19 protein-coding genes are annotated in these 13589 nt (G+C 71.1%); 8 read left to right on the forward strand and 11 right to left on the reverse strand.

Translation table 11 applies throughout. From position 1 onward, the window contains the following. The first annotated feature begins 1 nt into the window (after position 1). From ACFQQI_RS00590 to ACFQQI_RS00600, 3 genes are read left to right on the forward strand one after another with little or no spacing between them, the layout of a single operon-like run. The gene (locus tag ACFQQI_RS00590; RefSeq protein ID WP_378556344.1) at positions 2-271 is read left to right on the forward strand and encodes a colicin immunity domain-containing protein; all 270 of its coding nucleotides are present in this window, start codon (positions 2-4) and stop codon (positions 269-271) included. Next, the gene (locus ACFQQI_RS00595; protein ID WP_378556347.1) at positions 268-582 is read left to right on the forward strand and encodes a hypothetical protein; all 315 of its coding nucleotides are present in this window, start codon (positions 268-270) and stop codon (positions 580-582) included. The genes ACFQQI_RS00590 and ACFQQI_RS00595 overlap by 4 nt, the downstream gene beginning before the upstream one ends. 10 nt (positions 583-592) lie before the next feature. Continuing rightward, positions 593-1054, forward strand: coding sequence for a hotdog fold domain-containing protein (locus tag ACFQQI_RS00600; RefSeq protein ID WP_378556350.1), 462 nt, complete (start codon positions 593-595; stop codon positions 1052-1054). Between the two features lie 109 nt (positions 1055-1163). Here the strand turns inward: ACFQQI_RS00600 and ACFQQI_RS00605 are convergent, their stop codons facing one another. The 5 genes from ACFQQI_RS00605 to ACFQQI_RS00625 form a co-directional block, all read right to left on the reverse strand. Then, positions 1164-2645, reverse strand: a complete 1482-nt coding sequence (locus ACFQQI_RS00605) for a CehA/McbA family metallohydrolase (RefSeq protein ID WP_378556353.1) — start codon at positions 2643-2645, stop codon at positions 1164-1166. Positions 2646-2680: 35 nt separating this feature from the next. Next, positions 2681-3520, reverse strand: a complete 840-nt coding sequence (locus tag ACFQQI_RS00610; RefSeq protein ID WP_378556356.1) for an amino acid ABC transporter permease — start codon at positions 3518-3520, stop codon at positions 2681-2683. After that, a complete protein-coding gene (locus ACFQQI_RS00615) occupies positions 3517-4167 on the reverse strand; it encodes an amino acid ABC transporter permease (RefSeq protein ID WP_378556359.1) in 651 nt (216 codons plus the stop codon). The genes ACFQQI_RS00610 and ACFQQI_RS00615 overlap by 4 nt, the downstream gene beginning before the upstream one ends. Positions 4168-4217: 50 nt before the next feature. Then, entirely contained in the window at positions 4218-5111 is an 894-nt protein-coding gene (locus ACFQQI_RS00620; RefSeq protein WP_378556362.1) for a glutamate ABC transporter substrate-binding protein, read from the reverse strand. A gap of 67 nt (positions 5112-5178) precedes the next feature. Further along, complete coding sequence (locus tag ACFQQI_RS00625; RefSeq protein WP_378556365.1) at positions 5179-5952, reverse strand: amino acid ABC transporter ATP-binding protein; 774 nt, start codon at positions 5950-5952, stop codon at positions 5179-5181. Positions 5953-6108: 156 nt separating this feature from the next. Here ACFQQI_RS00625 and miaB point away from each other — a divergent pair, with 156 nt between their 5' ends. After that, positions 6109-7605 (forward strand): tRNA (N6-isopentenyl adenosine(37)-C2)-methylthiotransferase MiaB, encoded by a 1497-nt coding sequence (gene miaB, locus ACFQQI_RS00630; RefSeq protein WP_378556368.1) that lies wholly within the window; start codon positions 6109-6111, stop codon positions 7603-7605. On the opposite strand, the gene ACFQQI_RS00635 is transcribed toward miaB, so the two are convergent. The 6 genes from ACFQQI_RS00635 to ACFQQI_RS00660 are packed head-to-tail and all read right to left on the reverse strand — an operon-like array spanning position 7606 to position 9196. Next, positions 7606-7845 (reverse strand): hypothetical protein, encoded by a 240-nt coding sequence (locus ACFQQI_RS00635; protein ID WP_378556371.1) that lies wholly within the window; start codon positions 7843-7845, stop codon positions 7606-7608. Continuing rightward, entirely contained in the window at positions 7842-8111 is a 270-nt protein-coding gene (locus tag ACFQQI_RS00640) for a hypothetical protein (protein WP_378556374.1), read from the reverse strand. Before ACFQQI_RS00640 ends, ACFQQI_RS00635 begins: the two co-directional genes overlap by 4 nt. Before the next feature lie 14 nt (positions 8112-8125). Further along, positions 8126-8629, reverse strand: a complete 504-nt coding sequence (locus ACFQQI_RS00645; RefSeq protein ID WP_378556377.1) for an NUDIX domain-containing protein — start codon at positions 8627-8629, stop codon at positions 8126-8128. Next, positions 8626-8805, reverse strand: coding sequence for a hypothetical protein (locus tag ACFQQI_RS00650; RefSeq protein WP_378556380.1), 180 nt, complete (start codon positions 8803-8805; stop codon positions 8626-8628). The genes ACFQQI_RS00645 and ACFQQI_RS00650 overlap by 4 nt, the downstream gene beginning before the upstream one ends. 9 nt (positions 8806-8814) lie before the next feature. Beyond that, positions 8815-9018, reverse strand: coding sequence for an antitoxin (locus ACFQQI_RS00655; protein ID WP_378556383.1), 204 nt, complete (start codon positions 9016-9018; stop codon positions 8815-8817). A gap of 1 nt (position 9019) precedes the next feature. Beyond that, positions 9020-9196, reverse strand: coding sequence for a hypothetical protein (locus tag ACFQQI_RS00660; RefSeq protein WP_378556386.1), 177 nt, complete (start codon positions 9194-9196; stop codon positions 9020-9022). An 18-nt stretch (positions 9197-9214) separates the two neighbouring features. Between ACFQQI_RS00660 and miaA the strand changes: the two genes are divergently transcribed. From miaA to ggt, 4 genes are all read left to right on the forward strand, one after another. Beyond that, complete coding sequence (gene miaA, locus ACFQQI_RS00665) at positions 9215-10135, forward strand: tRNA (adenosine(37)-N6)-dimethylallyltransferase MiaA (RefSeq protein WP_378556389.1); 921 nt, start codon at positions 9215-9217, stop codon at positions 10133-10135. A gap of 126 nt (positions 10136-10261) precedes the next feature. Further along, positions 10262-11170, forward strand: coding sequence for a helix-turn-helix domain-containing protein (locus ACFQQI_RS00670; protein WP_378556392.1), 909 nt, complete (start codon positions 10262-10264; stop codon positions 11168-11170). Beyond that, positions 11167-11715, forward strand: a complete 549-nt coding sequence (locus ACFQQI_RS00675) for a dihydrofolate reductase family protein (protein WP_378556395.1) — start codon at positions 11167-11169, stop codon at positions 11713-11715. Before ACFQQI_RS00670 ends, ACFQQI_RS00675 begins: the two co-directional genes overlap by 4 nt. Before the next feature lie 18 nt (positions 11716-11733). Next, complete coding sequence (gene ggt, locus ACFQQI_RS00680; protein WP_378556398.1) at positions 11734-13569, forward strand: gamma-glutamyltransferase; 1836 nt, start codon at positions 11734-11736, stop codon at positions 13567-13569. The last annotated feature ends 20 nt before the right edge of the window (positions 13570-13589 follow it).

Here is a 13589-nt window from a genome sequence, read left to right on the forward strand (position 1 = left end):
CATGGACGCAGCGGCACAACCCCTCATCGACCTGACGCGCTCGTTCCTGGCCGACGAGCTCGACGCGTCGTCGTACGACGAGCAGTTCCGGAAGCTGTTCTCCCGACTCCCTCGGGTCGATGAGGAGACGTTCTTCGCGCTGGAGAACCTCGCGGTCGCCTGCGACGACTACGTCGAGGATCCCGCGCTCCGCGATGGTCCCCACGACCTCGACGAGGCGGGGCTGCGCGACGCGGCGCGACGTGCCCTCGCCCGGCTCGGTCTCGCATGAGCACCCCGCGAGACGACCTCCAGGCGTTCACCGGGGACGCCGCCGGGGCGGAGATCATGCGCCGGTCGCTGCGGGCGATGGCCGACCACTACGCGGGCACGCCGCTCGGCGACCGGGTCCGTGAGGTGCTCGCCGGCCGGATCGGCATCCGCGAGCTCGCGGCAGACCCGGAGTTCGAGGACTTCACCCGCCGCGGCATGCAGGCCTGGTCGGAGCTGTGGGAGTCGCTCGGCCCCGAGGAGCGCGCGGCGGGCCTCGAGGCCGGCCGGGCGTTCGAGACCGAGGTCGGGCGCGACGTTACCGACAGGTAACGTTGCGCCCATGAGCCAGGTCCTCACCCTCTGGAACAAGGCGAGCGCCCTCCCGATGGGGTCGAGGGTCTTCTCGTTCCTGTTCGCGCGGAAGGCGCCCTACTTCGCGACGGTCCGGCCGCGGTTCGTGAGCATCGAGCCCAACCGCGCCGAGCTCGTGATCCCGAAGCGCCGCCGGGTCCACAACCACCTCCGCACCGTGCACGCGATCGCGCTGTGCAACGGCCTCGAGGCGGCGATGGGGGCGCTGGCCGAGGCGACGGTCCCGCCCGGCAAGCGCTGGATCCCCAAGGGGATGGACGTCTCCTACACGGCCAAGGCGACCGGCGACGTCACCTGCGTCGCCGAGACGGACGCCGAGCAGTGGTCCGGCGACGACCCCGATCTACCCGTCCGCGTCCGCGGCGAGCTCGCCGACGGCACCGTCGTGATCGAGGGCGTCATCCGGCTGTGGGTCACGCCGCGCCGGTGACACCCGGTCCCTCCCCGAGTGGACCGCTGGGATAGTCCGGCACGTTCTGGTCGTCGACACGCGATCCCAGGCGACCATTTCGTGACGGACTATCCCAACGGGTGGGCTCTCAGCCGAGGAAGATGGGGTTGGTCATCGCGACCATCGCATCGCCCTGACGGACCTCGGCCCGCACGAACGCCGTGCCACCCGGCACCGACCGCTCCACCAGGACCGCCCCGTCGGCGCCGGCGACCACGGGGGCGCCGTACGTCGTGGCGCCGGGCCCGATCAGCGTGGCGACCGAGCCGACGGGCACCCCGGTGACGTGCAGGCGTACGGCGACCTGGTCGGCGGCCGTGCTCGCGAGGCGGTCGCCGCACTCGGCCCTCGCCGCGCCCAGGGTGGCCGCGAACTCGAGGTCGACCTCCGAGGAGCCGGTGATCCAGGAGTGCCCGCCCCGGTAGCCGGCGATGATCGCGGCCTTCGACAGCCGCGCCGCCCGCACCACGGTCTGCGCCAGCCCGATCCGCTGCTCGACCTTGTGGGTGTCGGAATTGCCGACCGCGGGCTTGAAGACACCCGCGGTGAGCAGCTCGTGCCAGCGCGCGACCGCCTTGGCGTTGGCGATGGCGTTGAGCCCGCTCCACGGGCCGTTCCAGACCTCGATCGCGTCCATGACGGTGAAGTCGTCGCCGAACTGCCACCCGTTGCCGGTGCCGATCTGGAAGGGGTGCGCGGCGATCGAGAGGCCGCCGGCCTTCCGCACCTGCTCGGTGAAGCGGCGGAGCCGGCCGTTCTCGGGCCGGTAGCGCCAGTCGATCCACGTCCCGCTCGGCAGTCCGGCGGCGAGCCAGTGGCCGGCCCGCGTCGTGACCTCCTCGCCGGCGATGACCAGGAAGTCGTCCGGCGTCACCCGGCCCCAGACGCCGTGCGCGGAGGTGGTGTTGTGCTCGGACGTGCCGATGAAGTCGAGGCCGGCCTTGCGGGCGTAGCCGATCACCTGCTTCGGGGTCTGGGAACCGTCGGAGTGGACGGTGTGGACGTGCAGGTCGCCGCGGTACCACCCGGCACCGGTGCCGCGCACGGCCGTCGGCGCCGGGGTGGGCTCGAACTTCTCCCCGCGCCGGCCGAAGTGCAGCGTGACGTCGACGCGGTACGGCGTACCGTCGCCCGAGATCTGGTAGGGCCCGAGCACGATGTTCCACCGGCCCGGCGTGATCGGGCCGGGCAGGTAGCCCGGCGTCGCCGAGGACCGGCTGATCCGGAACGAGTCGCGCGAGCCGCCCGACCACCCGCGGAACCCGGCCTCGCTGCCGATCCCGCGGCCCGACGGGTCGAAGATGCCGATGTCGACGACGTTGAGCGTCGTCGGACCAAGCGGCGTCGGCTCGTAGCGGTACTTCACCGAGATCGCGCGCACGCCCTTCGGCACCCGGAACGGCAGGTAGACCCAGTCGGGGCCGTCGGGGTCGGTGAGCTCGCCCTTGAACGTCTTCGTCCGCTGCCGCTCACCGGCGGCGGCGGGCTCGAAGGTCAGCAGGGCGGCGGTGGTCGCGACGCCGGCGCCGGCCAGGAAGAGGCCGCGGCGGTCGAGGTGTGCATCGGTCATGGTGCGCACATCTTCGCCCATGGCCGGCCCGGTCACTACGGAACCGGGCCTCCCTGGCCCATCCCGGGGTCGATCGCGTGCACGATGGGCTTGCGCTCGCCGACGAGCTTCCGTTGTGCCCACGTGGCCAGGACCGTGAGGATCAGGTTGCACACGATGTAGATCGCCGACAGGACGATCGCGGTCTGGAGCTGGTTGCCGAACTCGGTCCAGATCTGGCGGCCCACGGTCGTCAGGCCGGGAGCGAGCACGTAGTAGCCGAGGCTGGTGTCCTTCAGCGCCACGATGCACTGGCTGATGATCGCGGGGATCATGATCTTGACCGCCTGCGGCAGCTGGATGCTCAGCATCACCTGGGTCTTGCGCATGCCGAGGGCGTACGCCGCCTCGACCTGGCCCTTCGGCACCGCGAGCACCCCGGCGCGCGTGATCTCCGCGAGCACGGCGCCGTTGTACAGCGTCAGCCCGACGACCACGGACCAGTAGGAGTTGAGCCCCACCGGGCCGAGGAACAGGAAGATGATCAGCAGCAGGAGCGGCACCGCGCGGAAGAACTCGACGACCAGCCACGACGGCCACCGCACGAGCCTGTGCTCGGAGAGCTTGCCGACCCCGAGCAGGAAGCCCATGACGACGGCGAGCAGGATCGCCAGCACCGCCATCGCCAGCGTGTCGAGCAGGCCCTCCCAGAGCACCTCGAGGTAGTCCGGGGTGAGGAAGGGCTCCCAGAGCTCGTACTCGAGCTCCCCCTGGTCGTAGAGGTACCAGACGAACCACGCGAGCAGACCGAGCAGGACCACGCCCGCGACGACGGTGTAGAGACGGTGCCGCGCGCGGGTGCGCGGACCGGGGGTGTCGAAGAGGACAGTGCTCATCGTGCTGCCCTCCATCGACGCTCGAGGCCGATCGCGCCCGCCGAGATCAGTTCGACGAGCACGATGTAGAACACGGCGAAGACGACGAAGATCACCGTGTCGTCGGCGCTGTTGTTGGTGAAGTAGCGCATCCGGCCCGTCAGCTCCATCAGGCCGAAGACGGCGGCGATCGAGGTGTTCTTGGTCATCGCGATCAGCACGCTGGCCAACGGCGGCACCACCGCGCGGAAGGCCTGGGGGAGCACGACGTTCGCCATCGTCTGCGTGAAGGTCAGGCCGATCGCCCTGGCCGCCTCCGCCTGGCCGAGCGCGACGGCGTTCACGCCGGAGCGCACGGCCTCGCAGACGAAGGCCGACGTGTAGACGCTGACCGCGATGACGCCCTTGACCAGGAACGGTGTGCCGACGAACCATCCGAGGTTGGGTGCGGCGATGAAGACGAAGACGAACATCAGCAGCAGCGGGGTGTTGCGCACGAGCGTCACGTACGTCGTCGCGGCGCCCCGCAGCACGGCGACCGGGCCGACCCGCATCGCGGCCAGGAAGGTCCCGAACACCAGCGAGCACACGCCGGAGAGGACCGAGAGCTGGATGGTCAGCCAGAACGCCTGGAGCACCAGGTCGTACTGGTCGAGGAGGTCGTCCAACCCTCGATCCTCTCCGTCAGCGTGTCGTCAGCTCGCCGGGCTGCCCGTGGTCAGGCAGCCGGGCACTCGTCCATCGCGGGCGGCTCGGGCGTGTCCACGCCGGACTGGCCGAGCGTCGCCTCGAACGCGGTCTCCCAGTCGCCGTCGTCCTGCGCGTCCTGGATCGTCTCGGTGATCCACTCGCACATCTCCGGGGAGTCGAGCGAGTAGCCCACGCCGTACCTCTCCTCGGAGAAGGGGTCGACGACGACCTTGAGCTCGTCGGGGTTCTCGGCGGCGTACCCGAGCAGGATCGCGCCATCGGTGGTCATCGCGTCCACGGTCCCGTTGAGCACCTGGTCGACGCACTCGGAGTAGGTGTCGAAGCCGCGCGGCTTGGCGCCCTCGGCCTCGATGTTCTCCAGCGACGTCGATCCGGTCACCGAGCAGACCTCGGTGCCCTTGACGTCGTCGAGGCTGTCGATGTCGCTGTCGGACTTCACCAGCAGCTGCTGACCGGTGACGTAGTAGGGGCCGGCCTGCCCGACCACCGCGCGGCGCTCGTCGGTGATGGAGTACGACGCGATGACCAGGTCGACCTCTCCCGACTGGAGGAACGGCTCCCGGTTGTCGGAGATCGTCTCCTTCCAGGTGATGTCCTCGGGCGCGATGCCCAGGTCGGCGGCGAGGATCTTGCCGATCTCGGGGTCGAAGCCGACCGGCATGTCGTCGGTGGCGCCCTTGAACCCGATGCCGGGCTGGTCGTACTTGACGCCGATGATGACCTCGCCGGAGTCGGCGAGCTCCTTCATGCGGGTGCCGTCGTCGAACTCGTCGGCGGCGTTCTCCTGCACCTCGACGTCGGCGCCCTCGTCGCTGTCGTCGCCGGCGTCACCGCAGGCCGCGAGGGCGGCTGCGAGGGCGAGGGCAACTGCCGCCGCCCGGACCTTCTGGATGTGTCGCATTTCTTCTCCTCTTTCCGAGTGCGAGGCAGTGCTGACGATTCAGCGCTTGAGGATCAGTGCTTGAGGATCAGTGCTTGAGGATCTTGCCGAGGAAGTCGCGGGCGCGGTCGGAGCGCGGGTTCGTGAAGAAGTCGTCGGGCGTGCTCTCCTCGACGATCGCCCCGTCGGACATGAAGACCACCCGATCGGCCGCCGTGCGCGCGAAGCCCATCTCGTGGGTCACCACGATCATCGTCATGCCGCCCCGGGCGAGGTCCACCATGACGTCGAGGACCTCCTTGATCATCTCGGGGTCCAGGGCCGAGGTGGGCTCGTCGAAGAGCATCAGCGCAGGCTCCATCGCGAGCGCCCGGGCGATCGCGACCCGCTGCTGCTGGCCGCCGGAGAGCTGCGCGGGGTACTTCTCCGCCTGGTGCCCGACGCCCACCCGGTCCAGCAGCTCGCGGGCCCGCTTCTCGGCGTCGGCTCGCTTGGTGCCGCGGACCTTCATCGGGCCGAGCGTGACGTTCTCCAGCACCGTCTTGTGGGCGAACAGGTTGAAGCTCTGGAAGACCATGCCGACGTCGGAGCGCAGGCGGGCGAGCGCCTTGCCCTCCTGCGGCAGCGGCTGGCCCTGGAGCGTGATCGTGCCGGAGTCGATCGTCTCCAGGCGGTTGATCGTGCGGCACAGCGTCGACTTGCCCGAGCCCGAGGGTCCGATGACGACCACTACCTCGCCCCGGCGGACGCTGATGTTGATGTCACGCAGCACGTGGAGGTCGCCGAAGTGCTTGTCCACACTCTCCAGCGCCACCACGAACTCGGTGCTGGTCGTCGGTTGAGACGTCAACGGCGCCGCCATGCCGGGACACTATCCGCGATAGCCCGTTCGGGCTACCGACGCGCTGGGGCACTTCTCGTCCGGCCATCGGATTTCGGCTGTCGTGGCGCTGGGCGACCTGACCGACGCCGCGAGTTCCCGCCCAGGCCGACACCCGCCGTACCCTTGACGACTGTCATGAGCGCGCGCACGTATGAGGTCCGCACCTACGGGTGCCAGATGAACGTCCACGACTCCGAGCGGCTGTCCGGGCTGCTGGAGGACGCGGGCTACCTGGCCGCACCCGAGGGCGAGCAGGCCGACGTCGTCGTCTTCAACACCTGCGCGGTGCGCGAGAACGCCGACAACAAGCTCTACGGCAACCTCGGCCACCTGGCCCCGGTCAAGGCCGCGCGGCCGGGGATGCAGATCGCCGTCGGCGGCTGCCTGGCGCAGAAGGACCGGTCGACGATCACCCGGAAGGCACCGTGGGTCGACGTCGTCTTCGGCACCCACAACATCGGCTCGCTGCCGGCGCTGCTCGAGCGGGCGCGCATCCAGGACGAGGCGCAGGTCGAGATCCTCGAGTCGCTCGAGGTCTTCCCCTCCACGCTGCCGACCCGCCGCGAGTCGGCGTACGCCGCCTGGGTGTCGGTGTCGGTGGGCTGCAACAACACCTGCACGTTCTGCATCGTCCCGAGCCTGCGCGGCAAGGAGAAGGACCGCCGGCCCGGCGAGATCCTCGCCGAGATCGAGGCGCTGGTCGCCGAGGGCGTCTCCGAGGTCACGCTGCTGGGGCAGAACGTCAACTCGTACGGCGTGGAGTTCGGCGACCGCCAGGCGTTCTCGAAGCTGCTCCGCGCGTGCGGTGAGATCGAGGGCCTCGAGCGGGTTCGCTTCACCAGCCCGCACCCGGCGGAGTTCACCGACGACGTCATCGAGGCGATGGCCGAGACCCCGAACGTGATGCCGCAGCTGCACATGCCGCTGCAGTCCGGCTCCGACAAGGTCCTCAAGGACATGCGCCGCTCCTACCGGCAGAAGAGGTTCCTCGGCATCATCGAGCGGGTCCGCGCCGCCATGCCCGACGCCGCGATCACCACCGACATCATCGTGGGCTTCCCCGGCGAGACCGAGGAGGACTTCCTGGAGACGCTGCACGTCGTGCGCGAGGCGCGCTTCTCCGGTGCGTTCACGTTCCAGTACTCCAAGCGGCCCGGCACCCCGGCCGCCGTGCTCGACGACCAGGTCCCGCCGGAGGTCGTCAAGGACCGCTACGAGCGGCTCGTCGCGCTGGTCAACGAGATCGCCTGGGAGGAGAACAAGGCGCTCGTCGGCCGCCGCGTCGAGCTGATGGTCGCCGAGGGCGAGGGCCGCAAGGACGCCGAGACGCACCGGCTCTCCGGCCGCGGCCCCGACAACCGGCTCGTCCACTTCGCGTGGAACCCGGTTGTCGAGGAGGGACGGAGTCCCGTCTCGAAACCACGACCGGGCGACATGGTCACCGTCGAGATCACGTACGCCGCGCCGCACCACCTGGTCGCCGACGGCGTTGTGATCGACGTGCGCCGTACCAGGTCGGGCGACGCCTGGGAGGCGCGCAACGCCGCACCGTCGACGGGCGCCGGCGTCGCGCTGGGCATGCCGTCGGTCGGCGTACCCGCTCCGCTGCCGGACGCCCCCGCCTGCGGCTAGTCAGACCTCGTCGGCGCGGTCGTCGGAGCGCGGGTCGAGCTTCGGGTAGCCCGCCTTGGGCGGGAGGCCCGTCGGGTTGTCCTCGGGGTTGCCCACGGACTGCTCGGGCAGCGTCTCCTCGTCGGGGCTGCGCTCGTGCTCCGAGACGTCGCGCAGGCCGTCGGTGGCCTCCTGGCCCGGCCCGGCGTGGCCGACCCGCTCGCTGCTGACGCCCATGCCGTCGCGGCGCTCGTCGCTCATGCCGGCGACTCCTTCTCGGGCTCGTCGTTCTCCCCGTCGCCGCTGCGGGTGGCCTTCGTCGAGGTGTCCTCGCCCTCCTCGACCTCCTGGCGCATCGGCTCGGGCACCTTCTCGGCGATCGAGGGGTTGTCGGCGACGGGCGGGTCCGGGATCGTCCCGTTGGCGTCGTCGGGCTTCGCGTCGACACCGCCGGGGTTCGGCTCGCCCGGCTCGATCTCGGGCTCGGGCATCGGGCCGAGGCCGGACTCGTTGCGCTGGTCGGACACGTGCGCCTCCTGGGTCAGAAGCCGAAGGTGGAGTACGCCTCCGCCGTACCCGATCGCAGTGCCTCCAACACGGCTCGCTCGTGCGGCACCACGGGGTCGGGCAGGTCGTCGAGCCGGCACCAGCGCAGCTCGGCCGCCTTCTCGGTCTCGACGATCCGCGGCTCGCCCGACCACGACCGGGCGGTGAAGAAGAAGTCGATGCGCTCGTCGATCGGCAGGTCGTGGCGGGTGCGCTGCATCGACGTCACGAACGCCAGGTCCACGTCGGTGACGCCGAGCTCCTCGAGCGCCTCGCGACGGGCCGCGTCGTACGCCGTCTCGCCGCGCTCGACGTGGCCGGCCGCGGCGGCCGCCCAGTGGTCGTCCATGTAGCCGGTGTTCTGCCGGCGCTGGAGCAGCACCTCCGGGCCGGAGACGCCGTCGCGCAGCAGGAAGACGTACGCCGCGGGCACGACGACGAAGCGCCCGTGGGCGGCGGCGTACTCCTCCGTGTAGCCCTCGGTGGCGTCCCGGGTCACTCCCCGTCCCCGGCTTCGACTTCCTCGAGGTCGTGCGGCGTGATCTCGGTCTCGCCGCGCTCGTCGTAGCGGGTGCCCGTCTCCGGAGAGGTCGGGCCGTCGCCCTCCCCGACGTACTCCTCCTCGTCGGGGCGCTCCTCGGGCTCCACCTCGTCGGTGGTGTCGAACTCGCTCATCGCAGCCACCTACCGGATGTCGTCGTTCTTGCCGTCGAGCTTGTCGAGGGCGTCCTTGGCCTTCTCGGCACCCGTGGCGAGCTTGTCGGCGTGCTTGCCGCCGGTCTTGTCGTCGATGGTCTCGGCTGCCTTGTCGATGCCGTCCGCGATCTTGTCGCCGTGCTTGTCGACGGCGTCCGAGACGGCGTTCCTGGCCCTGTCGAAGAAGCTCATCTCACTCACCTCCGCTGTCGTCCGACGGTTCGTCGAGGGACGTCTCCGCATTCTCCCCCTGCTTGCCGGACGGCGTCGTCCGGTCGGCGTCGGAGGGGAGCTCGGAGGGGTGCTCGCCGGGCGGCTGGCCACCACCCGTCGACGGCTGGTCCTGCTCCTCGGGAATCGGCGCGGTCATGCTTGCCACACTAACCACATGGCGTCGACCTCATTCCCCGCGATCGTCGCCGTCGTCGGCGCCACCGCCTCGGGCAAGACCAGCCTGTCGCTCGACCTCGCCGAGCGCCTCGGCGGCGAGGTGGTCAACACCGACGCGATGCAGGTCTACCGGGGCATGGACATCGGCACCGCGAAGCTGCCCGAGGCCGAGCGCAGGGGGATCCCGCACCACCTGCTCGACCTGCTGAGCGTGCGCGAGCCGTTGACGGTCGCGGAGTTCCAGGGCTGGGCCCGGGCCGCGATCGCCGGCCTCCGTGACGCCGGGCGGGTGCCGGTGCTGGTCGGCGGGTCCGCGCTCTACACCCGGGCGGTGCTGGACCGGTTCGAGTTCCCGGGCACCGACGACGCCGTACGCCGCCGGCTGGAGGCCGAGCTCGCCGAGGTCGGCAGCGCCGAGATGCACGAGCGGCTCCGCGCGGTCGACCCCGAGGCGGCCGACCGGATCCTCGTCGAGAACGGGCGCCGCATCGTGCGCGCCCTCGAGGTCGTCGAGATCACCGGGCGGCCGTTCAGCGCCTCGCTGCCCACGCTGGAGTACGCCGACCCTGCGGCGGTGCAGATCGGCGTCGACATCGACCGACCGACGCTGGACAAGCGGATCGAGCAGCGGGTGGACCTGATGTTCGAGCAGGGCCTGGTGGCGGAGGTCGAGCGGCTGCTCGCCGAGGGCCTCGCCGACGGACGCACGGCCGTGACCGCGATCGGCTACCGCGAGGCGGTCGCGCACCTGCGGGGCGAGCTCACCCTCGACGAGGCCCGCGAGCGCACGGTCTTCGCGACCCGACGCTTCGCCCGGCGCCAGGACTCGTGGTTCCGCAAGGACCCCCGCATCACCTGGCTCCGGTACGACGACCCGCAGCTCGCCGAGCGGGCCGTGGAGATCGCTTCGCTGGGATAGTCCGTCACGATCCGGCTGTCCAGCCGGGCGTGTCGGCAACCATTTCGTGACGGACTATCGCGACGGAGGCCTGGAGACAGCAAGAACGGTCAGGCGTGAGGGGCGTTCCGCGGCCAGACTGGACCCATGACCGAGACGGGGCGCGACCGGCTCCGCGAGCTGCTCGACGCCGTGCTGGCCGAGGAGCACCGCAGCCTGGGGGAGATGGCGAGCGGGGCGTTCGCCTCGCCGTACCACTTCACCCGCCAGCTCTCCGCCGGCGCCGGGGAGCCGCCGGTGGCGATGCGCCGACGGGTGATGCTCGAGCGCGCGGCCTGGCAGCTGCGCCACGGGGCGACGGTGACCGACGCGGCGTTCACGGCCGGCTACGAGTCGGTCGAGGGCTTCGCACGCGCCTTCGCGCGGGCCTACGGGCACGCGCCGAGCCAGGCGACGACCGGCAGCCACTGGCTGCCGGCGCCCAACGGCATCCACTTCCACCCGCCCACCTCGCTGTGGGTGCACACCGGGGAGCGCACCATGACCCAGCCGCTGGACCTGATGGTCCACCACGACCTCGACGACACCCGTGACCTGATCGTGCTGGCCAAGCAGCTGGACGACCGGGCCTACCGCGCCGAGCTGCAGGCGGGGAGCCGGGTGCACAGCTGGGAGGGCGAGGAGGCCTCGGTGGCCGCGGTGCTCACCAGCCAGGTGCACACGAAGGAGGTGTGGGTGGCCGCGATCGTGGGCGAGGACTTCCCCGACCGGGTGCCCGACGACGTCGGGTCGCTGCTCGAGCGCCATGACGACGTCGCGGCGCGCTGGCTGGAGATGCTGCGCGACATCGAGCGCCGCGAGGCGTGGGACGACCGCATCGTCGACGCACTCTGCGACCCGCCCGAGAGCTTCGTGCTCGGCAGCATCATCGCGCACGTGCTCACCTACTCCGCCCACCGCCGGCTCGGGGCCCGCGCGATGCTGCGCGACCACGGCGTCGACGTCGACGAGGGCGATCCCATCAACTGGCTGGCACGACGATCGGACCACGCATGAAGACCACCTACTACACCGCCACGACCCTCGACGGCTTCATCGCCGACGAGCACGACTCGCTCGACTGGCTGCTCAGCCAGCCCATCGAGGAGGACGGCCCGTTCAGCTACGACGCGTTCATCCAGGACGTCGGCGCTATCGCGATGGGCGCCACGACGTACCAGTGGATCCTCGACCACCATGTCGACCAGGGCGAGAAGTGGTTCTACGAGCAGCCGTCGTGGGTGTTCACCCACCGCGACCTGCGCCTGGTCGCCGACAACATCACGCTGACCTCCGCACCCGTGGCCGAGGTGCACGCGGAGATGGCGGCCGCGGCCGGTGGCAAGGACGTCTGGATGGTCGGCGGCGGCGACCTCGCCGCGCAGTTCGCCGAGGCCGGGCTGCTCGACGAGGTCGTGGTCTCGATCGCCCCGGTGACGCTCGGCGCGGGGCGGCCGCTCTTCCCACGGCGCTTCGACCTCGAGCTGCTCGAGCTCGACCGCAACAAGGCCTTCCTCTGCGCGCGATATCGGGTGATCGGTCCGCGTTTGCCCGGCGCCTGACCGGGCAGGGGGGAGGACATGCGTCTCGGAGCGTCGGTCCTCGCCCTGTCCCTGACCACAGCACTCACGGCCGCGGTCGGCGGTCCGCCGGCCTCCGGAACGACGCCCGACGAACGCAGGGCACCCCAGCCGTCGAAGCAGGCGACCGCGATCGGCACCGGCGGCGCCGTCTCCTCCGTCGACCCCTACGCCTCCCGCGTCGGCCTGCGCGTGCTGCGCAACGGCGGCAACGCCACGGACGCGGCGGTCGCGACCGCCGCGGCCCTCGGGGTCACCGAGCCGTTCAGCGCCGGCATCGGCGGCGGCGGCTACTTCGTCCACTACTCGGCGAAGTCGGGCAAGGTCCGCACGATCGACGGCCGCGAGACCGCGCCCGCCGCGATGCCCCGCGCCGCGTTCATCAACCCGAAGACCGGCGAGCCGTGGAACTTCTCCCCGGAGCTGGTCACCAGCGGTGTCTCCGTCGGCGTGCCGGGCACCCTCGCGACCTGGCAGCGCGCGCTCAAGCGCTGGGGCACCCGTTCGCTGGAGCGGTCGCTGCGTCCGGCGACTCGCCTGGCCCGCAAGGGCTTCGTCGTCGACGAGACCTTCCGCAGCCAGGTGCAGCAGAACCGCGAGCGGTTCCGCGCGTTCGTGCCGACGAAGCGGTTGTTCCTGCCCGGCGGCAAGGCGCCGCGGGTCGGCAGCACGTTCCGCAACCCCGACCTGGCCTCGACGTACCGCATGATCGCCCGCCAGGGCTGGCGCTCGCTGTACGACGGGCCGCTCGCCGACGAGATCGTCGACGCTGTGCGCCAGCCCCCGACGGTCCGCAACCCGAAGCTGCCGGTGCCCGAGGGCTTCATGGCCGCCCGCGACCTGAAGCGCTACGGCGTGATCGACCGCAAGCCCACGCGGGTCGGCTACCGCGGCTTCGACGTCTACGGCATGGCGCCGTCGTCGTCGGGCGGCTCCACGGTCGGCGAGGCCCTCAACATCCTCGAGCGCCACGAACTCTCGACGATGCCGCGTGCCCAGGCGCTGCACCTCTACCTCGAGGCGAGCGCGCTCGCCTTCGCCGACCGCGGTGCGTACGTCGGCGACCCCGCCAAGGTCGACGTGCCGCTCTCCGACCTGCTCTCCGACACCTACGCGGCCGAGCGTGACTGCCTGGTCAACCCGGCCGCCGCGATGAACAAGCCGGTCGAGCCCGGCGACGTCACGTCGTACGACGGCACCTGCCCGGCGACGCCCGGCACGGCGACCTCCGCGCCGGACACGGAGAACACCGAGACCACCAACCTGACGGTGGTGGACAAGCGGGGCAACGTCGTCGAGTACACGCTCACCATCGAGCAGACCGGCGGGTCCGGCATCGTCGTGCCCGGCCGGGGCTTCCTGCTCAACAACGAGCTGACCGACTTCTCGGCGGAGTACGACCCGAAGGACCCCAACCGGATCCAGCCGCTGAAGCGGCCGCGCTCGTCGATGTCGCCGACGATCGTGCTGAGCAACGGGAAGCCGGTGCTGGCGGTCGGCTCGCCCGGTGGCTCGACGATCATCACGACGGTGCTGCAGGTCCTGCTCGGCCGGCTCGACCTCGGCATGACGCTGCCCGACGCCATCGCCGCGCCCCGCGTGACGCAGCGCAACACGGCGAGCGACCTGGCGGAGCCGGCGTTCATCCAGCAGTACGGCGCGCAGCTGGCACTGCTCGGCCATGACGTGCAGCCGTACCAGGACATCTTCACCGGCACCCAGGAGATCGGCGCCGCCACCGGCATCGAGATCGGCCCGGACGGCCTGCTCACGTCGGCCGCCGAGCCCGCGCGGCGGGGCGGCGGCTCGGCGATGGTGGTCAAGCCCGCCCCGTAGCGGCGCCGGCCCGACGGTGC

Origin of the sequence: Nocardioides sp. GCM10030259 (assembly GCF_042666375.1) — a bacterium.
In the GTDB taxonomy this organism is placed as follows: domain Bacteria; phylum Actinomycetota; class Actinomycetes; order Propionibacteriales; family Nocardioidaceae; genus Nocardioides.